13 protein-coding genes are annotated in these 22,081 nt (G+C 72.7%); 5 read left to right on the plus strand and 8 right to left on the minus strand.

The window, feature by feature from the left end; genetic code table 11:
• The 3 genes from ACIP82_RS23560 to ACIP82_RS23570 all read right to left on the minus strand — a co-directional run.
• Nucleotides 1-712 (minus strand): NAD(P)/FAD-dependent oxidoreductase (locus ACIP82_RS23560; protein ID WP_400655859.1); only part of this gene is annotated, 712 nt, incomplete at its 3' end.
• Nucleotides 713-732: 20 nt separating this feature from the next.
• Nucleotides 733-3,774, minus strand: a complete 3,042-nt coding sequence (locus tag ACIP82_RS23565) for a LodA/GoxA family CTQ-dependent oxidase (protein ID WP_400655861.1) — start codon at nt 3,772-3,774, stop codon at nt 733-735.
• 706 nt (nt 3,775-4,480) lie between these two features.
• Nucleotides 4,481-4,843, minus strand: a complete 363-nt coding sequence (locus ACIP82_RS23570; protein ID WP_400655862.1) for a hypothetical protein — start codon at nt 4,841-4,843, stop codon at nt 4,481-4,483.
• A gap of 522 nt (nt 4,844-5,365) precedes the next feature.
• Between ACIP82_RS23570 and ACIP82_RS23575 the strand changes: the two genes are divergently transcribed.
• On the plus strand, nt 5,366-6,643 hold the full coding sequence (locus ACIP82_RS23575; RefSeq protein ID WP_400655865.1) for a sensor histidine kinase: 1,278 nt from the start codon (nt 5,366-5,368) through the stop codon (nt 6,641-6,643).
• Complete coding sequence (locus ACIP82_RS23580) at nt 6,640-7,314, plus strand: response regulator (protein WP_400655867.1); 675 nt, start codon at nt 6,640-6,642, stop codon at nt 7,312-7,314. The genes ACIP82_RS23575 and ACIP82_RS23580 overlap by 4 nt, the downstream gene beginning before the upstream one ends.
• 250 nt (nt 7,315-7,564) lie before the next feature.
• Here ACIP82_RS23580 and ACIP82_RS23585 read toward each other — a convergent pair whose 3' ends face one another.
• The 5 genes from ACIP82_RS23585 to ACIP82_RS23605 form a co-directional block, all read right to left on the minus strand.
• Nucleotides 7,565-8,716 (minus strand): IS701 family transposase, encoded by a 1,152-nt coding sequence (locus ACIP82_RS23585; RefSeq protein ID WP_400655869.1) that lies wholly within the window; start codon nt 8,714-8,716, stop codon nt 7,565-7,567.
• A gap of 64 nt (nt 8,717-8,780) precedes the next feature.
• Nucleotides 8,781-9,764 (minus strand): spirocyclase AveC family protein, encoded by a 984-nt coding sequence (locus tag ACIP82_RS23590; protein ID WP_400655871.1) that lies wholly within the window; start codon nt 9,762-9,764, stop codon nt 8,781-8,783.
• Between the two features lie 9 nt (nt 9,765-9,773).
• Nucleotides 9,774-10,259, minus strand: coding sequence for an acyl-CoA thioesterase (locus ACIP82_RS23595; RefSeq protein ID WP_400655873.1), 486 nt, complete (start codon nt 10,257-10,259; stop codon nt 9,774-9,776).
• On the minus strand, nt 10,256-15,145 hold the full coding sequence (locus tag ACIP82_RS23600; protein ID WP_400655876.1) for an SDR family oxidoreductase: 4,890 nt from the start codon (nt 15,143-15,145) through the stop codon (nt 10,256-10,258). Before ACIP82_RS23600 ends, ACIP82_RS23595 begins: the two co-directional genes overlap by 4 nt.
• Nucleotides 15,142-16,536, minus strand: a complete 1,395-nt coding sequence (locus ACIP82_RS23605) for an acyltransferase domain-containing protein (RefSeq protein ID WP_400655878.1) — start codon at nt 16,534-16,536, stop codon at nt 15,142-15,144. Before ACIP82_RS23605 ends, ACIP82_RS23600 begins: the two co-directional genes overlap by 4 nt.
• A 500-nt stretch (nt 16,537-17,036) precedes the next feature.
• Between ACIP82_RS23605 and ACIP82_RS23610 the strand changes: the two genes are divergently transcribed.
• The 3 genes from ACIP82_RS23610 (at nt 17,037) to ACIP82_RS23620 (ending at nt 21,970) form a co-directional block, all read left to right on the plus strand.
• Complete coding sequence (locus ACIP82_RS23610; RefSeq protein WP_400655881.1) at nt 17,037-18,428, plus strand: tol-pal system YbgF family protein; 1,392 nt, start codon at nt 17,037-17,039, stop codon at nt 18,426-18,428.
• A 318-nt stretch (nt 18,429-18,746) separates the two neighbouring features.
• A complete protein-coding gene (locus tag ACIP82_RS23615) occupies nt 18,747-20,717 on the plus strand; it encodes a LodA/GoxA family CTQ-dependent oxidase (protein ID WP_400655883.1) in 1,971 nt (656 codons plus the stop codon).
• Complete coding sequence (locus ACIP82_RS23620) at nt 20,714-21,970, plus strand: NAD(P)/FAD-dependent oxidoreductase (RefSeq protein ID WP_400655886.1); 1,257 nt, start codon at nt 20,714-20,716, stop codon at nt 21,968-21,970. Before ACIP82_RS23615 ends, ACIP82_RS23620 begins: the two co-directional genes overlap by 4 nt.
• The last annotated feature ends 111 nt before the right edge of the window (nt 21,971-22,081 follow it).

Consider the following 22,081-nt stretch of genomic DNA (forward strand, 5'->3'; position numbering starts at 1 on the left):
CCGGGCCCTCCGGGCCCTCCGGGCCCTCCGGGCCCTCCGGGCCCTCCGGGCCCTCCGGGCCCTCCGGGCCCTCCGGGCCCTCCGGGCCCTCCGGGGCGGCCGGTTGCGCCGGGCCCGACGGGTGGCGGTCGGGGAACACGGCGTACGCGGCGACGAGCCGGTCCTGCCGTCGGCGGTGGCCGCCGCGTCGGCCGATGACGCAGCGTCGGCCGGTCGCGTCGACCGTCCAGCGGACGGACAGCTCCGCCACGGCGCCGGTGGTCCGCTCGCGGACGATCAGGCGGTCGTCGATCCGCTCCAGTGCGGTGGCCTGCCGCAGTTCGGCGCCGGCCGCGACGGCCGTGTCCCGCAGGAAGGCGTCGAAGCGGAGCCGGTCGAGGTGCCAGCCGTGCCCGTACGGGTCGAACAGGTGGCTGCGGCCGTGCAGCGCTTCCGACCCCCAGGCGGCGTACGTGCCGGTGGAGACGGGGTGACCGGACGCCAGGAAGGCGTCCAGCAGCCCGAGGCCGCCCAGCAGCGGCCGGGCGGCGGGCGGCAGGAACTCCCCGATCTTGAACGCGGGCCGGGCGGGGGGCGCGGCGCGTGGCGGGGAGTGGCCGCCGTCGTCCAGGAGCACGACGCGGTGGCCGGCCCGGGCCAGGACGAGCGCCGCCACGGCGCCCGCCGGACCGCCGCCCGCCACGACGGCGTCGACGGGTCCGGACGGGCGCACGCGAACCGGCGGGCGAGGGCTCACCGGCTGGGCCGCAGGCGCTTGACCTTGTCGATGAACCCGGCCGAGACCTCCTCGTCGGGAGCGTCCGCCATGGTGGCCGCGGTGGCCAGCGCGGCCGCGCCCAGGACGGGGTCCGCGCCGCGGTCCACGTGCACGGTGACCAGGTTGCGCCCGGCCGGCGGGGCGGGCTCGGCGGGGAAGCTCACCTCGGACTCCACCAGGACCTCCGCCGGGAGACGGGGATCGTCGCTGGGGCCGGGCCGACGCTCGACCACCCCGAGCCTGCCGAAGTCCTGCACCATCGCGTTGATGGCGGCCGTGTAGTCGCGGGGCAGCCAGCGGAGCCAGGTCCGCCGGTTCTGGAACGCGGCCAGGCGATCGGCGATCGGGCGGGAGGTGTCCATCACCACGTCGTAGTCCTCCTCGGCGAGCACGTGGTTGGGCACCCGGGCCGGCCAGAAGGTGGGCAGGTACGGGTCGTACGGGCCGAAGCCGAGCGAGACGCCGTACTCGTAGCCCGACCGGCAGCTCGCCGTGTCGGTCTGCCACGGCACCGCCATCCACCGGGTCAGGTCGCCCGGGCCCTGGGCGTGCAGCGGGCCGTCGAGGGAGAGCGCGAGCTCCGGCGTCAGGGTCTGGCCGTAGTCGGGCGGGGGAGGCGCCGCCGGGTCGCGGTGCCGCACCCGGAACGGGCCGCTGTACAGGGTGATGTGGCGCATCGGCCAGGTCAGCTCGCAGCCCGGGTGGAAGGCGTCGGCGAGGCAGAACGACAGGGCCGCCCGGTCGAGGGTCCCGGGCTGTTCGGCGAACGGGACGTCGTCGAGGGTGGCGGGCGGCGCGGCCGTCGGGTCGTAGTCGTCGACGAAGTCCCCGCGGGCCCAGCGCTGCAGGAGGCGGTACTGCAACGCGGAGAGCGTCATGTGCTGGCGCACGGACTGGGGCGGCAGGTTCATCGCGTCGCCGTAGACCGGCGGCCAGGGCACCGGTGACATGCCGTCGCGGTCGTAGTCGCGGACGGCGAGCCAGATCTGCCGGCGCAGTTCCCGCTGGACGGGCGAGGGGTCGGCCAGCGCGGCGACCCGGGCGGGGTCGAGGAGGAACTCGCGGCCGCCGAAGCCGAACTGGGTGGCCAGGCCCTTGTTGACCCACTGCAGGCCGGACAGCCGGCGCAGCACGGGCAGCACGTCACGGGTGAACGAGACCTGCTGCGGCTCGGGGAGCTGCCCGGCGCTGAAGAAGGAGTCGCGCACCAGGTCGTACATCGTGCGTACCGAGGCGAGTTCGGGCGCGTAGTTGGGGGGCGCGGTCACCACCCAGCCCGGCTCGACCGGGATCGGCCGTCCGTCGATGCTCACCTCGGCGGTGACCGGGCCGTCGGAGGTGTCGTCGTACCAGCCGTCGTTGTTGGCGAAGGTGTCGGCGGGGGTGCCGGTCGACGAGGCCGAGACGCCGTGGCCGCCGAGGAAGATCAGCCGGCCGCTGTCGTCGGTGCGCAGTTCCCCGAGGTAGACGGGTTTGCCCATGAAGGTGCCGGTGTCGAAGCGGTACTCGGGCTTGTCGGAGCGGTCGCGGCCGCGCACCGAACGGGGGCCGGGGTCGATGACCAGGAGGTCCTTGCGCTGGTCGGCCTGGATCTTGGGGTTGCGCAGGTTGCTGGCGTCGGACTGGTTCGCCTCCGGGATGTCGAGGGCGATCTGGAACTGGTACCAGGCCGCCTTCGAGTTGGCGACGTGCACGGTCCAGCGCAGGTCGGCGTTGTCGGCGGTCAGTTCGGCGACCGGCTGGCCGGCGGCGTTGTAACCGTAGACCCGGAACCGGACGGCCTGGCGCTTCAGGGCGCCGGTGACGTCCTTGTAGCTCCCGGCGGGCAGCGGGGCCGGATCGTCGACCTCGGGGGCGAGGACGAAGTCGTCCATCGTGCTGTCGCCGACCCGGGCCACGCCGATGGCCGGGTGCACGGCGGCCCGGACGATCCGGGTGTCGCGGGCCGCCGGCGGGGTGATCTGCGGACGGGCGGGGCCGGGCTCGGCCGTCGGGACGCCGTTCACGTCGCGGCGCTGTTCGGCCGAGGCCAGGTACACCGTCCTGCGCACCTCGGCGATGCTGCCCACCGGGGTGTGCTCGGCGAGACCGTGCCACGGGTTGAGGGCGAGGTTCTCACCGTACGCGGCCTGGCCGCGGGCCGTGACGTCCTGCTGCTGGAGGGTCAGCCGGGCCACCTTCACGGGGGCGCTCTCGGACTCCTCCCACCGCACGGTCGCCCGGTCCAGCGGCATCTTCTCGTCGTCGGTGCGGAACTGGAGCATCAGGTCGAAGGCCGCCGGACCGGCCTTGAGCCGGTGGACCAGGTCGGCACCGAGGTAGGTGGGGTTCTCGTCGGGCGGAGTCGCCGCCGGGTCGCCGGTCTCGCAACCGGCGGGCACCAGCTTGTACTTGACGAAACGATCCGGTCCGAAGGCGTAGGGGAGCACACCCCAGTAGGTGGCGGTCAGCACGCTCGGCTCGAACTTGGCCATCGCGTCGAGGATTTCGCGGGTGACCGGATGGGCTTCCAGGTACTTGTCGTAACTGCCGTCGATGACACCGGCCTTGGTGAACTCGCACATGTCCTGGGCGGTGTCGACGAAGAAGACGTCGAAGTTCTGCAGCAGCAGGTCCTGGGTGCCGGCCTCGGCGTAGCCCTCCAGCAGCTTCGGGCCGGGCACACCGAACAGCTTGATGCCGATGCCGAGGGTGGTCATCAGGTCGGGACTGCCGGGCACGGTGTCGCTGGAGAACCGCACCCAGGCGGACAGGCCGCCGGCCTGGGTGCGGGTGCTCTCCAGGAACCCGACGCGCAGGTCCGCCGGCAGGTCGTCGGCGACCGTGAGCGTGCCACGGGCCACGCCGTGCGGTTTGAGGAACACCGGCCGCTTGACGGGGTCCTGGCCGCGGGCCATCCGCACGCCCTGGGTCAGGTCCACGAACATCTGCTTCAGTGCGCCGGCCGCGTTCTCGGCGCAGCCCGGCAGGGGTGGCAGCCCGGCGGTGTCGTCGAAGGGCTCGGGGGTCCCGGTCATGCTGTGCTCCCGTCGGTGCGGTGGTGGGTCGGGGCCGGCGGGTCGCTTCGGGCGATGCCGCTCGCGGCTTCCGGATCCCAGACAAGCGTGCACAGACCTGCGAGGGGTGGCGCGCCGACGTACCCCCGAAACGACCAGGCAGCGGGCCCGGTGCGGACCATCTCACTCCAATCGGTCAGCAGCGGTCGCCCGGTCCGGGGCCCCGGTGGCAGCGTCGTCGATGGGATGTGCTGGAGAGGATCGGGGACGCGGTGCGCAGGGCCGTCCTCGACGAGGTCGCGGGGCTCGACCTCGCGCCGCCGCCGCGTGAGGCGCCGTTCGGCAACGCCGGCTCACCGCACGACGCGGTGGACGCGTTGGTGCGGCGGCCGGGTCCGATCGGGATCGTGATGGCGCCGGGGGAGTGGTGGGCACCGCCGAGACCGATGCGGCCCGGGCCGGGGCGACGTGCCCGAGCAGCCTGTGCGCCCCGGGCCTCCGCCCCCGGCCTGCGCCCGCCGGAGGCACGGTTCCGCTTCGCCGGGCCCTGCGTCGAAGCGGCCTGCGGCCAGTGGGAGGGGGATCGGCCCTCATAGGGTCAGGTCAGCCGACCCCATGTGGCCGGTCAGTCCGACGGGATGTCGGGTTGACCGGCCGTTCTGGTGTTCGTGGACGCGGAGGGCCCCTCACGAAATCGTGAGGGGCCTCGCGCGTACGCCGACAGCCGCTACCGCGACAAGTTCTCCAGAGCCGACAAGATGACACACAGGACGTTGTCGATGGCGGGGGCAAGGGAGGAAGTCGCCAATGCGAAACCGAAGAGTACGCCAACGATCCCAGTGAATACGACGGCCGGCCGGTGGTGGACGAGGACAAGTGCGAGGAACACAAGGCCGAGGAAAATGACAGCTGAGATCGAATGCAGCACGGACAGTCCTTTCTGTCGAGGTGATGCAGTGGAACAGGCCTCCGGGTAGCCATGCGCTTCATGGAGGGGGGCATGCCTGCGCAGCCCGCCCGGACCGGTGGCAAGCACCACCTGATCAGCGATGGCAGCGAGATCCGGCTCCTCGCCCTGGTCGAACGGCATCCCGCCGGTCGCTCGTTCCGCCCGCCTGCGGACTCATCTGCCGACGACGGCTCAACAGGCGGTTCCAGTGGTCGTGCGACGAGTTCGTCGGCGCATTCCGCCCCTTCCGCCCCCTCGTGTACGGGCGGGAGACGGTGAGGGAGCCGGGCCCCGGAATGGTTCTTGGGGATCGCCGCCCATGGGGCTATTTCTATGCGACAGGGATCGTCCTCGCCATCCAGCGACCTTTTCCGCGCGCTGCCAACCGTGTGAACAGGAGGGGTTCAAAGCCCGGGTGATCGCGTGAACCCGCAGGTCACAGCGGCGTGGAGAGCTCCGGCCGGCCTGTCGCACAGATACCGGGATTCCGACTGAATGGGGTGACCTCGCGGAGTCGCCCTGAACGGGCGTCGAGGGGGAGTGTCCGGTCGACGGCGGATCTGATGATCAAGGAGGTGTCGGCGGTGGCCGGGCTCACGGTGGCCGTAACGCTCCCTCGATCGGGGGAGGCCGCCGGTGGGCTGCCCGGCCATACTGACGATCATGATCAGGGGAATCCGGCCGCTGCTGCGCGGCTCCACGTACGCGGGTGCGCTGTTCGCCTACTGCGGAGCGCTGGCGAGCCTGCCGCTGCTGCCTTTCGCCATGCTGCCGGCGCTGGTGTGGCGGTCCGCTCCCTATGGGGTTCGGTTCGTGCTGACCCTGTTGGTCTGGGCGGCACTGATCGTCGTGGTCGGGCTGGCCCGCACCACGCGGCGGGTGCTGATCGTCGGCGCGCGTCGGCTGCTGGGGGTTCCGTTGCCGGATCCGGTGGCCGCGCGTCGGTCCGCGCGCTCACCCGGCACCGCGTCGGCCCCTGCCGTGCCGTCCGGTGCCGATCGCTGGCGGACGCCGCTCTGGCTGCTGCTGCAGGTGGCGCTGGGGTGGACGGGAGGCCTGGCGAGCACGGTGCTGCTCGGCGCGGGCCTGGCCCTGCCGGGGGGCTGGACCTCCGGTGAGGCACGGGTGAGCTGGTCCGGCTGGTCGGTACAGGTGGCGGGTGTCTGGAGCTGGGTGGTGGCGCTCGTCTGTCTGGTGCTGGTGCCGGTTGTGTGTGTGGTGGTGACGGGTGCTTTGCGGTGGCTGGCGCCGGGGTTGTTGGGTCCGTCGTCGGCGGAGCGGCTTGCGCTGGCGGCGGAGCGGGAGCTGCTGCTGGCCGAACGCAACCGGCTGGCGCGTGAGTTGCACGATTCGATCGGGCATACGCTGACGGCGGCCACGATTCAGGCGGCGGTGGCGGGTGAGGTGCTTTCCGTCGATCCGGTGGCGGCGCGGGCGGCTCTGCGTGGTATCGAGGAGTCGGCCCGGGCCGCGTTGGAGGACCTGGACTATGTGCTGGGTGTGCTGCGTGAGGAGGAGCCGGGGACGGCGCCGGCGCGGACTCTGGAGGATCTGCCCGAGTTGCTGGACCGGTTGCGGTGCGCGGGTGCGGTGGTGGAGCCGGTGCTGTCGGGCGACCTGGCGCGGGTGCGGGGGACGCTCTCCCGGGCGGCGTACCGGATTCTGCAGGAGGGGCTGACGAACGCGTTGCGGCACGGGGCGGGTGGTCCGGTCGAGGTCCGGGTGACGGTCGCGCCGGACGGGCTGGAGCTCGGCGTGGTCAACCGGACCGGGACCGGAGCGGGGACGGGCACGGGCGCGGGTGTCTTTCCGACGTCCGGGCACGGTCTGCCGGGGCTGGCCGAGCGGGTGCGGCTGCTGCACGGTGAGATCGAGGCGGGCCCGGACGGGCCGCGGCACTGGCGGCTGGCGGTCCGGCTGCCGATACGGTTGCCGGCATGACCGACCCTGCCGACACCCCCGTGACCCTCCTGATCGCGGACGACGACGAGGTGACCCGCAGCGGTCTGCGCATGCTGCTCGCGGCACAGCCGGGGATCACGGTGGTCGGGGAGGCCGCCGACGGCGTCGAGGCCGTCGAGCGGGCGCGGCTGCTGCGGCCGGACGTGGTCCTGATGGACGTGCGGATGCCGCGCTGCAACGGGATCGAGGCCACCCGGCAGTTGCTGGCCGCCTCGGCCGAGCCGCCGAAGGTCGTGATGATCACCACCTTCGAGAACGACGGCTACGTCACCGCCGCACTCAGCGCGGGAGCCAGCGGATTCGTACTCAAACGGCTCCCGGTCCGCCAGATCGCACAGGCGGTACGGGTGGTCGCGGCGGGAGAGGCGATCCTCTTCCCGGCGGCGCTGCGCCGGATGGTCGCGGCCCGTCCGCTGGGTTCCGCCGAGGCGTTGCCGGGGGCGGCGCTGACGGGGCGGGAGGAGGAGGTGCTGCGGCTGATGGCGACCGGTCTGTCCAACCCGGAGATCGCGAACGCGCTCAGGGTGAGTCTGGAGACGGTGAAGACGCACGTCGGGAACGTGCTGCTCAAGCTCGGCGCGCAGAACCGGACCCACGCGGTGGTGATCGCGTACGAGTCCGGTCTGGTGGTCCCGGGGTCCACCGGCTGACCGGACGGCCAGGGCGACCGCCCGGGTCCGCTTCGAGGCCCGGGCCGCGCGTCCGGGCTGCCGTGCCCCTGACCTCGGCGGCCCCGCACTCACCCCAACATCGGTGCACAGAAGGGAGTTTGGCGACAGCTGGTAGTGCTTTGTCAGGTGGTGTCGGAGGTCTGCCATGGGATGGGTTGTCGGCATGTGGGGCAGGTGCCGGTCCAGGTGGCGATGAGGTGTTGGAGGAGGTCCAGGGCCTGGTAGAAGGTCAGGCCCTGGCCAGGGCTTTGGGGAGGGCCCGCTGTTCGGTGAGGAACAGGTGGGCGGCGCTGACGAGGGTGACGTGGCGGTGCCGGCCGATGTAGGAGCGGCCTTCGAAGTGGTCCAGGCCCAGGCGGGTCTTCAGCTCGCGGTAGTCGTGTTCGATCCGCCAGCGTGACTTCGCCAGCCGGACCAGGTCCTTGGCGGGGATGTCGGCGGGCAGGTTCGAGATCCAGTACTTGACCGGTTCCGCCTCGTTCTCCGGCCACTGGGCGATCAGCCAGGTGAGGGGGATCGTGCCGTCGTGGGCCGGCCTGGGACGCCGCCCGGCGAGCCGGATGCGCAGGAGGACGAAGTGCGAGCTCATCGCGGCTTTGGAGCCCTTGCGCCAGGTCACGCTCCGCCCGGCCCGGCGTCCGGCGGCCAGAACGTGCTCGCGCAGGGAGATCGGGCGGGAGCGGTAGCGTGGCAGTGGCAGTGGCAGTGGCAGTGGCCGCGGACCGAGGCCTCCGTAGGGCGGCTGGTACGGTTCGGCGTCCTCGCTGTGGGCGGTCATCTCGCCCTTGGCCTGCAGTACGTAGGCCAGGAAGCGGTCCTCCAGGCCGTGACGGAAGTCGGCGTTGGCGCCGTAGGCGGTGTCCGCGAGCTCGTCGAGCATGTCCAGCGCCAGACGCCATTTCGGCCGGTGGTGCTCGTCCTCGGGGATCCGGCAGGCCGCACGCCGCCTGCGGCCCGTCCCATGACTCGGGCAGGAAGCGGTGTCGGAGAGCGCGTGGACGCTGACGCCGATCTGGCAGCTGCCGACCTTGCCGAGGGTGCCCGAGTACTGCCGGGCGACCCCGGGCGACGCCTGGCCGTCCTTGGGGAACCCGGTGTCGTCCACGGCCCACACCTCGGGCCGCACCGCCCGCCGCGCCAGCCGGGCCCGCACGTCCCCGACCGACCAGGTCGAGGACGTCATGAACTGCTGCAACCGCTGGTGGTCGACTTGCAGCCGCTCGGCCATCGGCTGCATCGACTTGCGCCGGCCGTCCAGCAGCAGCCCCCGCAGATACAGTCCGCCCTTGACCCGCTGATCACACCGGGCCAAGGGCGCGAACACCTCAGCCGCGAACTCCTCCAACCGACCCCGCCACACCGCAAGCTCCCCAGCCCTCATACGACCGGAGAACTACCGACTACACGATGTGACAAGCCACCTAACAAAGCACTACCAGATGAGATCAAGGCGTCCACATGTAGCCGGGGGTGTCGGACGGCATCGGACCGCCGAGGAAGTGGCTGATCAGGAGGGTCACAGCGAAGTAGGTGAGGAGCAGGATGTTGGCCAGTCCGATGCCCGCCAGGAGGCGGACCGCGGCCGGGGCACGGCCGGTGAGGAGCTCCGTTCCGCGGAAGATGTAGGGGACGGTGCCGCGGGCCTGGGCCTGGTGACGGATCACGACGGCGCCGGTGGAGATGAACAGGGTGACCGCGGCGTAGTACAGCAGCGGCATCCCGTACCAGTGCCCCTCGAACAGGGTGAGGACGGTGGGCTGGGTGGCGTACGAGAAGAAGCCTGTGCTTCCCCAGACGGCCTCGATTGCCCAGTCGACGACGAATCCGGCGGCCAGCGTGGCGGGGAGGAGTCGCCCCCAGCCCCACTGCGGGAAGCGCCGGGAGATGCGGATGGTGAGCCATGCCTGGATCCACACCCAGGTCATCAGGGCGACGAAGCCGAGCCCGCTCAGGCCCAGAAGGGTCTCCGGCTGGCCTGGTGGGCTGTGCCAGCCCGGGATCTGCTCGCCCCAGGTTGCCACGTTGACGGTGTGGCGGTTCACCACGATCGACAGAGCCCGGTAGTTGAACAGAGGCGACTGCCAGAATGCGAGGACGTACCCCAGCAACAGGGCGGCGTCGAAGGTGATCTGCCCGGTGCGGCGGCATTGCCGTACGACGATCCAGGTGTAGACGGCCGCGAGCAGGACGACTACGGCTTGTACCGCCCAGACGGCCGCTTCGCGGGGAGCGGATATGTTGTCGTGGGCGGACGGCACCGCGTGGGCGTCACCCGCGGCGGCCCAGCGGATGAAGATCCATGCCTGCAGGGCGAGGAACAGTGCCCCCAGGGTGGCGAAGACGGTCGCCGGGGTGATCCGGCGGCTGCGTGCCTCTACCGGCGACATCTGCTGTCGGGCCGGTTCGGGGGTGGCGGGTCGTGGGTCCATGCCGGACTCCTAGGTGAGAGCGCGGGTCAGATCTGTCCCGAAGTGCGCGCAGGCGTCGAGGATTTCCGCGGGCCAGGGGGCAGGGGCGAAGGTGCTGCCGTCGCGGTGGACGTTGGCCCACATCTGCTCGCCGCGGGCGACCAGGTCCTCCCGGCCCTCACTGGTCCGGTAGAAGGCGAAGTCGCCCTTCATGAAGTGCAGTCGCACCCAAGGGATGGTGAGCCGCACCAGGATCCGGTCGGCGGCCCAGATCTCCCCGAGGTACTCGCAGGAGGCGGAGGAGGTGAGCATGGTGAGTTCACCGGTGAGACCGCCCATGTAGCGGGGGCAGTAGGCGCAGCCGAAGCGCTCACGGCATTCGCCCTGCCACCTGAAGAGATGGGCGAAATAGACGAAGCCGGCGCCGCTGGTCTCGCCGAAGGTGACGATGTGCTCCATCTCGTACCAGCGGAGTTGTGCTGGGGCGGGGCGGGGCGGGGCCGCTTCCGGAGTCATGGTGCGACCTCCGTGTCCGGGTGTCCGCGGTCCGGCAGGAGCACCGCGTCCAGTGTGGCGAAGACCTGGCAGTGCAGGCCGGTGATTTGGGCGAGGACGGTGCCGTCGGGGGCGAACGCGGTGTACCGGTCCTGCGTGAGCTCTCCGTGCAGACCGATGCCCGCCGGGTGGTGGGTGGCGAGTTCGCTGTCCGGGCCGGGAGTGCGGATGTCCAGGCGGTCGATGCCGGTCGGGGCCTGCACGGCGACCTTGCCGGGACCGGTGAGCCGGAAACAGCAGGTACGGCCGAGGGCGTCGAGGAGCAGGACGGGCAGGACGGCGTGGCTGAAGGCGTCCTCGTGGGCGAGCAGCGGCTGGAAGCGCCCCTCGGCCCGTTCCTCGTCGGCGAGGATGTCGACCGTGTTCCGGAAGACTCCGGTCAGGCGGATCGGTGAGTCGGAGCGGCAGAGGGGGTCGGTCTGCCTGGTCCCGGCAGCCAGGGGCGGGGTGTCCCAGTGCGGTGGTGGCTCCTGCGGGGGGCCCAGCAGCACCTCGAGAGTGGCATGGCAGCGGTCCGAACGCAGCACCCGGCCGCCCGGGGTACGCACATCGGAGAGCACGCGGACCCGGACGGTCCGGTGGGTGGCGGAGTCCTGCGCGGTGGTGTCCTCGGCGACGATGCGGTACTTGGTGGGGCCCGGGGTGCGTGGATCGGCCCGGACGAACTCCTGGAAGCGGATGTCGCGCAGCTGGCGGACCGGCATTCCGGGGTGGAGCCGGCCTGCGGCCTCGGCGGCCATGGCCACCATGGCCATACCCGGGAGTGTCGGCCGCCCGTCGACGAGGTGCTCCAGGAGGTAGCGGTCGTGCCCGGGGCTCAGGGCCCAGTCCCAGCGTGCCCGGCCGGGTGATGTCTCGACGGGTTCGCCGAGCAGGCCGGCCGGGACGCCGCGGGTATCGGCGGTGTCGGTGGCGTCGGCGGTGTCGAAGGTCGCGAGTACCCGGGGGAAGCGGCGCTCGGCGATCTGCCGGTCGTATCCGGTCGTGTAGACGGGGGCGGGCTCGGCCGGGCGGGCCGAGACGAGTTCGGAGAGCCAGTAGGCGCAGCCTTCGGAGTTGCTCACCCCGGTGCGTACTCCCGTGCGCTCCAGGCGTTGGCGGGTCGCCTCGGCGGCGGCCGATCCGGCCTCCTCCCACAGGCCCCAGTTGACGGTCACGGCCGTACCGCCGAGGAGCCGGGACTCGTAGCGTGCCGCGGCGGCGAGGTACTCGCTGCCCGCCGTGTAGTCGGTCTCGCCGGGCAGGCCGAACAGCACGATCGAGGACCCGAAGTTGCACCAGCGCCGGGGCGGCGCGGCGGCGAACGCCGCCTTGAGGTGGCGGTATCCGGCGATCTTGGTGTCCTTGACGCGCCGGAAGCCGGCCAGTGTCTTCGTCGTGTACTGGGCCGACTCCTGGCTGAACGCCGAGTTCAGCAGGAGGTCGATCCGCGGGTGGCGGGACGTGATGGTGGCGACCACCCGCTCCACGGCGGCCCGGTCGGTGATGTCGCACTGCTGGTAGTGGACCCGCTCCGCACCGCACAGCCTGCGCAGTCGGCGCAGGTTCGTGGCGGCCTCCCGGGCGAGCCAGTTCCGGTCGAAGGTGCGGCTCAGTTCCGCGATCGGGGGCCCGGGGCGCTCGGTGGTGCCGCGTCGGATGAAGTCGGCGCGCAGCTGTGCCTCGTCGCCGTCCGCCGCGTCGAGGAGTTCCGGCGGTACGGAGCCGGGGTCGCTGCGGCCGAGGAGCCAGATCACCGGCCGGTGTCTGCGGGCCAGTTCGGCCAGGGCCACGGCGGCGATGCCGCGGGCTCCGCCCACCGCGACGACCACCGGCTCCGGTCCCAGCGCGTCCACCGGATCGCCGGGGCCCGGTACGGGCAGCGGGGCCGGGCAGAGCAGTTCGGTGTGCCGCAGCCCGCCCTGGTAGTACGCCACCGGGGCGTCGCGGTCTGCGGCACTCTCGGCGGCGAGCTCGTGCAGCGCGCCGTCCAGTGGTGCGTCGGTGACCAGCGCGAAGGCCCGGTCCCGGGGGATCTCCCAGCCCAGGGCGCGGACGAATCCGGTGAACTGCGCGGTGTCGGGGTGGACTTGGAGATCGGGGAGCGGATCGAGCACGGTGACGGCGAAGCTTCCCCGGGTCAGCCGCTCACCGCAGCGTTTGGCGGCGAGCAGAGCGAATTCCAGCAGTCGGTCCAGGGCCGGGTCCTGGAGGTACCAGTCCTCGACGGGGCGGTGGACGGCGGCGAAGACGCGGATGTCGGGGCGCTGGGCGGCGATCCGGTCGAGGACGGCGTCCGCACTCGACTCGTCGGTGATCTCCGGGACCACCGCGGCGACGGAGGCCGGGGTGGCCGGATCGGTGCTCACCAGCAGGGCGCCCGCGGCTGCGGCCGTGCCGGCCAGTTGCGCGGCCAGTCGCGCGGAACCCACCAGTATCACGGACGACGGGGGGACGGCCGCTCCCGCCTCGGCCGCCGGCCGGGCATCGCTGCGCCGCAGGGCGATCGCGCCCCGGCTGCTGCGTGCCGGATCGCCGTCGTGCTGCCGGGAGCCGGGCGGGGTGAGCGTGACGAGCAGGCCGGGCGAGGCGCCGACCGACTCGGCCCGTTCGCCGCGGACGAGGCGGCGCAGCAGCTCGACGGCGCCCTGCGCGCCCAGGTAGTCATGGCTGTCCGCCGTGGGCCGGGCGGTGTCGTTCGCCTCACGCAGTGTGGTCGTCGTGAGGTGGGCCAGCACGGGCCAGCCCCGCTCGCGGGCGACCGAGGCCCGGGTGAGGGCGAGCAGGAAGGCGCCTTCGGCGAGCCGGGCCCGGTCGGACTCGGTGAAGTCCGCGGTCTCCGGGGTGGTGGAGCTGTTCAGCGCCAGTACCAGGGCCAGTTTCATCCGTCGTTGCCGCAGGTGGCGCGCGGCGACGTGGAGGGCGGTGAGAGCCGAGGTGGCGCCGCTGTCGATGGACATGGTGGGGCCGTGCAGGTCCCAGCGGTTGGCGATGCGGTAGGCGGCCAGGTCGGGAACGCTGCCGGTGAGCGACTCGTCGGTGATCCGCTGCCTGGCGCGTACCTGTGCCAGTACCGCGTCGAAGGCGGCCTGCTCGTCGTCGTTCCACGGCACGGCCTCCAGGTCTCCCGAGGCCGCGCGGACGGTGGCGTCGGCCCAGCTCTCGGAGGGGCCGTAGTGGGCGGACAGGATGCCGGTGTCCTCCCGCAGGCCGTCCCACAGTTCGCCGTGCTCAAGGACGAACCGGTGCGCGACGTCCAGGGCCATGCGATGGCTGCGGTCGATGACGTCGGTGACGACCGGGGGCAGCCGGGTCGCGGCGAAGTCCGACGCCGGGTAGGCGTCCCCGAAGCCGTGCGGGGGCGGGCCCTCGCCGGTGGCGAGCCAGTGGTGCACGTCCTCCGGCTCGGGCCGGCCGGGCAGCCAGGCGCTCCACGCGGTGAGCACCAGCGGGTCGTCCTGTTCCCGCTGCGGCCGGGACCCGTCGTGTGCGGGGGCCTGCGGACGGTCACGGACCAGCAGGTGGGCGTTGGCCCCGCCGACTCCGGATCCGCTGATCCCGACCACCCGCGGCCGGTCCCCGGCGGGCCAGCTGACATCCCCGGTCGGTACGTGTACCAACGTACCGGCGAGTGCCGGGTGCGGGGTCGTGAACCGGCGCTGGCCGGGGATCGTACCGTGTTCGAGGGCCTTCACCGCATGGATGACGGAGAGGCCGCCGGCCGCCCAGGCGGCGTGTCCGAGCAGCGACTTGTTCGAGGTGCACAGCAGGCACCGGCCGGGCCCTGCCGCGTCCACCAGGCCGTCGATCTCCACCTGGTCGCCCTTGAGTGTGCCGGTGCCGTGTGCGACCACCCACGAGACGTCGTCCGCCGTCACCGTGCCGTCGGCCCAGGCAAGCGTAATGGCGCGGCGGAGCCCGTCGGGGTGGGGCGTGGATATGGTCGTGCCGCGTCCGTCGGTGGCCAGACCCGTGCCGCTGATCACCGCGAGCACCCGGTCGCCGTCCGCGACGGCCCGGTCGTACCGCTTGATGGCGATCATGGTGGCGGCCTCGGAGAACAGCGTGCCGTCCGCGTTCGCGTCGAAGGCCCGCACATCCCCGCTCCCGGACATGCCCTGGAACTTGGCCGCGGTGACCGCCATGAGCCGGCCGATGCCGTTGAGCGATCCGCAGTAGGCGATGTCGCAGTCACCGGCCAGCAGACTCGCGATGCCGAGGTCGACGGCGTACAGGGAGGAGGCGCAGGCGGCGGTGACCGCCAGCCAGTCGCTGTCCTCGGGGAGCAGCCCGGTCGCCGCCCGGCGCACCACCAGATCCGGCAGTACCAGACGCGGGCGGGGGCTCGCGTTGGTGTAGCGGCCACGCAGCCGGGTGAGCAGCCGTTGCTCGTACGCGGTGCGGGCGGCGCTCCCCGAGGCCAGTCCACGTGCCATGTGGCGTGCCAGGTACGAGGCCAGCAGGGTGTCCTCGGCGGCCAGCGTGGCCCCCGTCCAGGTCGCGACGTAGCAGCCCGCGCGCCGGCCGGGGCGCGGGCCGGCGCCGTCCAGCGCCTGAAGCAGGCAGTGCCGCAGCCACAGCACCTCGCTGTCGCTCGGCCCCCAGTCGCCGCGCTCGATCTCGGCGGCGAGGACGGGATGGGGGCGGAACCCGGAGATGTACCCGCCGTCGCGGCCGAAGGTGCGGTCCTCGGCCTCTGGGTCCGGTGAGTGGATGAGGTCCCCGTCGAAGCGGACCGGCGGGCGGAACCGGCGCTCGTCCGAGGTGAGGACCCGCCACACCTCCTCGGGGCTGTTCGCGCCCGGTGCGACGGCCCCCATCCCGACAACCGCGACCGAGCGGTCCGCAGGTCCGGTACGCGATGTCATGATCCGTCACCTTCGGCCGCCGGTCGCCCTGCCGCGAGCTGCCGGAGCAGCTCCGCGACCTGGCCGACGGTGCGGTAGGAGGCGACCCGTACCTGTTCGGGCGGCGTCGGCAGGCGGAAGAGGTCCAGGAGACGGACGAACGCCTGGGTGTGCTTGAGGGACGAGACCCCCAGTTCGGCCTCCAGCTCGGAGTCCTCCTCGATGACCTCGACGGGGTACTGGAGGGCGTCGGCGTAGACCTGCCGGATGCGCGTGACGAGCTCGTCGTGCGGAGGCAGCCCGGCGGCTGCGGACTCTGCGCCCGTGGCCTCGGCGGTTGTGGCCGCGGGCACGGCACCCGGGTGAGGCGTGAGATCAGGCACCGGTCCGGGTGCGGTGCCGGCTGTTGCGGGTGCGGTGCCCGGCGGCTCGGACGCGGGCAGGACCGGGCCGGCCGGTGTCGGCGGGGCTTCGTCGGCCGGTGCCCCGAGGGCGACGGGCTTCGCGTCGACGGCCCCGTCCCCCGAGAGCAGCGACCCGACGCGCTCGCGCAGCACCGACGCCGCCGCCCGTCCGGGCAGGAGGGGGACCGCGCTCGCACCGGCCGGAAGATTCGCGGACACCAGGTCGCTCAGCACACTGCGGGCACCGCACTCGACGAACGTCGCGACGCCGTCGCTGTACAGCCGCGTCAACGTCTCCCGGAAGCCGACGGGCAGGATGAGCAACCCGTCCAGCAGTTCCCGGACCTCCGCCCGGCTGGACAGGTACCGGCCCAGCTGCGGCGAGTACACCGGCGTCGTGGGTGGCCGGATCGGCACATCCGCGGTGGCCAGCGCGAACCGGTGGGCCGCCGCGGCCAGCATCGGGTTGTGGTAGGCGCCGGGAATGCCGAGCACAGTGGCCTTCACCCCGGCCGTCCCGGCCAGTTGCCGTACCACGTCGACGGCGTCGGCGCGCCCGGAGACCACCACCTGGCGGGGGCCGTTGTCGACGGCGACGGTCAGCGAGCCGTCGCCCGCGGCGCCGCACAGGTGCCGCGCCCGGTGGACATCGGTGTCGAGGGCGAGCATCGCGCCCGGTGGCAGGTCTGCCTCGGTCACGGCCTTCAACCGTTCGCAGAGCAGCCGCGCACCGTCCGCGACGCCGAGCGCACCCGCGACGACCAGCGCCGTCACCTCGCCGCTGCTGTGTCCCAGGAGGACATCGGCGCGGACACCGGCCTGTTCGAGGATGTCGGCCAGCACGAGGGAGGTGGAGTAGAAGCCGAGCCACAGGTGCTCGGGGCCTTCGGGAGTCTCGGGGCCCTCGGGGGTCCTGGGGATCCGGGCGTCGGTGCTCTGCAGCAGCAGTGGCGAGACCGGCCCCCAGCCGTACTCGGCGGCGGCCTTGTCCACCTCCTTCAGGAGCATGCGATGCTCCTGGATCCCGTTGGCATGTGGCCGGAAGGCGCCTGCCAGGTGCGCCCCCGGACTGGTGAACATCCATGCGGATCTCGCCATTTCGGACTCCGCTTTTCCTGAATACCGGGCACTGGGGCAGAGGGGAGAGCAGTGGATCGCCCCGGGCGACCGGTAGCCCACGCAGATGCTGTACGGGAGGACGCTCGAACGGTGCGTTCTCCGTCCGCCGGGGCCGCTCCTCCTCCGAGGGTCGATACCTGCCAGTAGACGGCGGCGGCCACCCGGGCACAAGGAGTTCGGCGGACGGATACGTTGAGGGCGTTGCATGTTGTGAACTTGTGAAATCGGCCGGGTGCGGGACGGCGTTCCAGGCCGGGTCCGGCGGATTGCCGCCCGGGGCCCGGCACCCCTTTCATATCGGCGGTTCGAGCGGCGAGGCGCTCTTGAGGTCGTTGCCTCCTCCGGTCGCCGCGAAGGGTGGCGGGCCGTGCCCGAGCAGGGAGAACGCCATGACCGCACGCCCTCCCAACGTCCGGCTGCGCGCGTTGCTGGACGAGGCCTCCTGGACGGGCCGGGGTCTGGCCGAGGCCGTCAACGGCGCGGGCCGGGAGAGCGGCCTGGTGCTCACCTACGGCCGGGCCGCGGTGTGCCGCTGGCTGGCCGGTACCCGGCCGCCCGCGCGGATCGCGGTACTGGTCGCCGAGGTGCTCACCCGCCGGATCGGGCGACCGGTCGCGATCGCGGAGACCGGCCTGACCGGTCTCACGGGCCTCACCGCCCCGGAGGGTGCGGTTCCGGTCCTCGGCGACCGGTGCGGCGTGCGCCAGCTGGTCGAACTGTGTGCTGCCGACGCCGATCCCGCCCGTCGCCCGGCGTTACGTCACACCGTCTACCACGAGATCCAACTCGCCGCGCCCAGCCGGGCCGAGGAGACGCCCGCGAGGCCGGCGGCAAGGAACCGGCCGGGGCCGAGTACCCGGTTCGGGCTGTCGCGGGCCGAGATGGTGGAGACGATGACCGCGATGTTCTCCCGGGCGGACGCCGCTTTCGGGGGCGGCCACACCCGTACCGCCCTGGTCGCCTATCTGGCGGGCGACGTCACGCTGTGGCTGCGGACCCACCGTGTCGCGACCGTTCCCGACCGCCTGCTGTCGTCCGCCGCGCTGCTGGTCTGCCTCGCCGGGTCCATGTGCTCCGACGAGCACCTGCACGGGCTTGCCCGCCGTTACCAGCTCGCCTCCCTCGGCCTGGCCCGCGAGAGCGGGGACGGTGTCACCGGCGCGATCGTGCTTCGCGGTATGAGTGAACACGCCTACGGTCTGGGCCACTTGCGCGAGGCCCACCTCCTCGCCGAGCGCGCCGCCGAACAGCACAGCTGGACGGCCCACATGACGGCCGCCTTCCTGATCGGCCAACTCGCCGTGACCACGGCGGCGAACGGGGACCGCGACCGCGCGCTGGCCCAGCTGCGCGAGGCTGAACGCCACCTGGCGAAAGCCGATCCCGGCGACAGTGGCCCCGGTGCCTACCATCCGGCCCAACTGGCCCGTCATCAGGCCGAGGTGCTGACCTCGACCGGCGACGTCACCGGTGCGATCGGCGCCCTCAAGCGGTCCCTCCGCCACCACCCGCCGTCCGAGCGGCGCTCCCGCGCCCTCACCGCGGCCCGGCTGGCCGAACTCCAGATCCGGGTCGGCCTGATCGAGGCGGCCTGCGTCACCGCGCAGGGTTTCTGCCGGGACTATCCCTGTCTGCGCTCGGCCCGCGTGACAGCCGCCCTGGAGCTGCTCCGCGCCTGCCTGGCGCCCTACCGCCGCACCGCGGCCGCCCGCGCCATGCTCGACCGGCTGGCCGCTTCCGCCGAGGCCTCGCCGCGTCCGGCCGGGGCGTGGGCGGCGTAGCCCCCGGCGTGCGGGGGCGGGGGCCGGCGTCGACCGGGCATTCGAACGCCGGCTCCCTTGATTGGCCGTACCCGGCGTGACGGGCGATGGCCCCGGTCACATGCTGGAGACGCGGACATCCCCGCGCGGCATCCCTTCGTGCACCCGTCAGCCGGTGTGCGGCCCACGCGCTCCCACGGTGGGGAGGGCGCGAAGCCGGCGGTACGGACCCCGGCGGTTCCGCCCGAAGCGGCCGCCGGCCACCGCCCGACCCCGGGGCGTCCGCGTCCGAGGCCCCGTCGTCCCGCCGGAGCCCGCGAGCTTCCAGGAGCCAGCCAGATGACCGCCATTGCCTATGTGAAGATCCACCCCGCGATCGGTGTCGCGCGGGTGGGCAACGGTGACACGTTCTTCTACGGACCGGAGACACCGGACGAGCCGCCCAGGAGCCCGGGCTCCTACAAGGAGGGCACCGGCAGGATCAAACGGCAGGCGGCGCGCTTCCGCGTCTACGGCTACGACAAGGACGGCAAGGTCGTCCGGGAGATCCTGGACGGACAGGGCGGTGCCGGTGTCGAGTGGACGGTCCACCTGGCCAACCGGAAGGCGGCCTGGTACAAGTTCTCGCTCGCGCTGGACATCCCCGAGGCCCAGAGCCTGTCGCAGGACCAGTACGAACGGCGCAACAACGCGCTCGCCAGGGACGTGCTGACCATCGACCCGGGCCCCCGGACGATCACGGGCGCGGGCCGGAGCGGCCAGAGCTTCGACACCGGGAAGATCAACAACATCCCCGTCCACCTGGGAGAGCTGCGGACCGACGACAAGGGCCGGCTCGTCGTCCTGGGCGGCAGGGGCAGCTCCGCCTCGTTCACCAGCCCGCCGTCCCCGCTCACCACCTTCGGCAACAACGAGGGCTGGTACGACGACATCTCCGACGGTCCGGTGACCGCCGAGGTCACCATCGACGGCACGTCGGTGGAGGTGAAACCGGCCTGGGTGGTGGTCGCGCCCCCGAACTACGCGCCCGACGTCAAGGGCATCGTGACGCTCCACGACCTGCTGTACGACCTCTTCGTCCAGACCGGTGACCTGCCCGCCCCCACCACGGTCGTCTTCGACGAGCACATCAAGCCGCTGCTCCAGCGGTTCAACGGACACCAGTGGGTCAACCAGGGCTTCGCCGCCGAGTACGGCTGGAACGGCCCCAACGACTTCACCTCGCCCGGACTGCTCGCCGTCCTCGGCAGCAAGAAGGACCAGTACCACGACCTCCGCCAGCGCGTGTACTACCAGATGCGCAGCTACGACCGGGACGGCCTGTCCCCGCTGCCCTGGCCCTGGCTCTACGGGGACGCCATGGCCGTCCCCGCGAAGTCCCCCCGCCAGTACGGAGTCCTGACGACGACCCAGGACCAGATGCTCGCCCAGTGGGTGGACGGGAACTTCGACGACAAGACGAAGCACACCGCCTACCAGTCGCTGGACGGCGCTCCCGTGGAGCTGCAGCCCGGGCTGCTCGACCGGGCCGCCCTGGACTACTGTCTCGCCGACGCCTTCCACCCCGGCTGCGAGGTCACCTGGCCGATCCGCCACGACACCCTCTACGCCGAGCCGTTCCGGATCAGCCACCGCCCGGGCGACGATCCCGAACCCGACTACGGTCAGTACCTCCTGCCGGAACGCGCGTTGTCGGCCAACGGCCCCCTGCACGCCCAGATGCCGGGCGGCCTCACCCGCTGGATGGGCGTCCCCTGGCAGACCGACACCGCGAGCTGCCGCTCCGGCTACGAACTCCGGGCCAACATCGGCCCCCGCTACAGCCCCTACCTGCCGTCCTTCTGGCCGGCCCGGGTGCCCAACCACGTCCTGAAGAAGACCGACTTCGACATCGTCAACCAGGCCCCGAACGGCACCATCACCGAGGACCGGCGTGAAGAGGCCTTCGTGAAGCGGGCGGTGTGGCTGCGGTTCCTGAGCCCGGACAAGCAGACCGGCCTGCGGAACATGGTCGACAACTGGTCCAAGTTCGGCGTCGTCGAGACCAACCCCTACACGGTGGACGACAAGTTCCCGAAGGCGATCCTGGTGGAGTCCACGCCCGACCCCTCGCTCGGCCCGGTCGACGACCGCCAGAACCTCGTCAACATCCATGTGCGCGAGGCCGGTCACCCCCGGCTGGCCGAGGAGCAGCGCGCCACCGTCGAGCAGCACGCGGCCGACGAGGTCGCCCGCACCAGCGTGTTCCGGCCCGAGGAGATCTCGGCCGGCTACCTCGCCAAGGTCGACCCGTTCCGGGACACCCGGTGACCACGGCGGCGGCGCCCACCGAGAGCCGCACGGCCCGCCGGTACGACACCGACCCGTACGCCGGTCCGTACGCCGACCCGGACACCGACCCGTACGCCGACCTGTACGACGGTCCGTACGCCGAACGGTACGGGACCGACCGGTACGACGCCGTCGTCGCGGGCGGTGGCCCGGCGGGCGCCGCCGCCGCCCTCACCCTGGCCCGGGCCGGACGCACCGTCCTGCTCGCCGACGCGGGCGGCGGCCCGTCCAAGACCGGCGAGTCCCTCGTGCCCGCCGCCCGGCTGCTCCTCCACGACCTCGGCGTCGACATCCGGTCGCTCGACGCCGATCACCGCCCCTGCCGCGCCACCCTCTCCGCCTGGGGCTCACCGCACCTGCACCGGACGGACTTCATCACCGACCCGTACGGGCACGGCTGGCACCTCGACCGGCCCGCCTTCGACCGCCTGCTGCGCGCCGCCGTCCGCACGCACCGGGCGGACGTCGCCGAACGCGCCACGGTCACCCACCCCGCCCCCCACCCCGGCGGCGGATGGCAGGTGACCGTACGCGCCGACGGTGCGGCCCGCCCGGTGCGCTGCCGGTGGCTGGTCGACGCCACCGGCCGCCGCGCCTCGCTCGCGACCAGGTGCGGAGCCCGCCGCCACCGCTACGACCGGCTGATCGCCGTCCACCTGCGCCTGACCGCCGGCCCCGCCGACAGCGAGGGGGCCTCGCTCGTCGAGTCCGCCCCCGACGGCTGGTGGTACACCGCGCCCCACACCCCCGCCCACCGGCTCGTCACCTACTTCACCGACACCGACCTCGCCCCGCCCGGCCTCGGCCACCCCGGGGCCTTCCTCGACCGGCTCGCCGCCACCCGCCACACGGCCCGGCTCGCCGTCGGCCGCTCGCCCCTCGCGGGGGCTTCACCGCGCCGCTGCGCCGCGCACACCGCGCGGCTGGAGCCGCTCGCCGGCGAGGGCTGGATCGCGGCCGGGGACGCGGCGATCGCCTTCGACCCGCTCTCCTCGCAGGGCATCCTCACCGCCCTCTACTCGGGTCTCTGCGCCGGCCAGGCGATCGACGCCCGGCTCCGCGGCGAGGCCGGCGCGCTGGACGGCTACGCGGCGCGGCTGGGCGAGACCTTCGACGCCTACCGGTACGGCCACCGCCAGATCCACATCGGCGAGGAGCGGTGGCACAGCCGCCCGTTCTGGCAGCGCCGGCGGTCCCCGGGTGGGCCGGGTTCCCTCGCCCATTTCATCTGACGTACCGTCAATTCTCTTTCACCTGGCATCAGAAGAAAACTTTCATGGTGGGCTCCGGGCGGCCGGCGTGTCTGACCAGGATGCTGTCCCGTGGCCCTGAACGCGGTCCGG

Source organism: Kitasatospora sp. NPDC088548 (assembly GCF_044753005.1).
GTDB lineage: Bacteria > Actinomycetota > Actinomycetes > Streptomycetales > Streptomycetaceae > Kitasatospora.

Coding starts and splice junctions, on each gene's coding strand:
- ACIP82_RS23565 (WP_400655861.1), bottom strand. CDS start 3,774: ATGACCGGGACCCCCGAGCCCTTCGACGACACCGCCGGGCTGCCACCC.
- ACIP82_RS23570 (WP_400655862.1), bottom strand. CDS start 4,843: ATGCCGTTCGACCAGGGCGAGGAGCCGGATCTCGCTGCCATCGCTGAT.
- ACIP82_RS23575 (WP_400655865.1), top strand. CDS start 5,366: ATGATCAGGGGAATCCGGCCGCTGCTGCGCGGCTCCACGTACGCGGGT.
- ACIP82_RS23580 (WP_400655867.1), top strand. CDS start 6,640: ATGACCGACCCTGCCGACACCCCCGTGACCCTCCTGATCGCGGACGAC.
- ACIP82_RS23585 (WP_400655869.1), bottom strand. CDS start 8,716: ATGAGGGCTGGGGAGCTTGCGGTGTGGCGGGGTCGGTTGGAGGAGTTC.
- ACIP82_RS23590 (WP_400655871.1), bottom strand. CDS start 9,764: ATGGACCCACGACCCGCCACCCCCGAACCGGCCCGACAGCAGATGTCG.
- ACIP82_RS23595 (WP_400655873.1), bottom strand. CDS start 10,259: ATGACTCCGGAAGCGGCCCCGCCCCGCCCCGCCCCAGCACAACTCCGC.
- ACIP82_RS23600 (WP_400655876.1), bottom strand. CDS start 15,145: ATGACATCGCGTACCGGACCTGCGGACCGCTCGGTCGCGGTTGTCGGG.
- ACIP82_RS23605 (WP_400655878.1), bottom strand. CDS start 16,536: ATGCTCCTGAAGGAGGTGGACAAGGCCGCCGCCGAGTACGGCTGGGGG.
- ACIP82_RS23610 (WP_400655881.1), top strand. CDS start 17,037: ATGACCGCACGCCCTCCCAACGTCCGGCTGCGCGCGTTGCTGGACGAG.
- ACIP82_RS23615 (WP_400655883.1), top strand. CDS start 18,747: ATGACCGCCATTGCCTATGTGAAGATCCACCCCGCGATCGGTGTCGCG.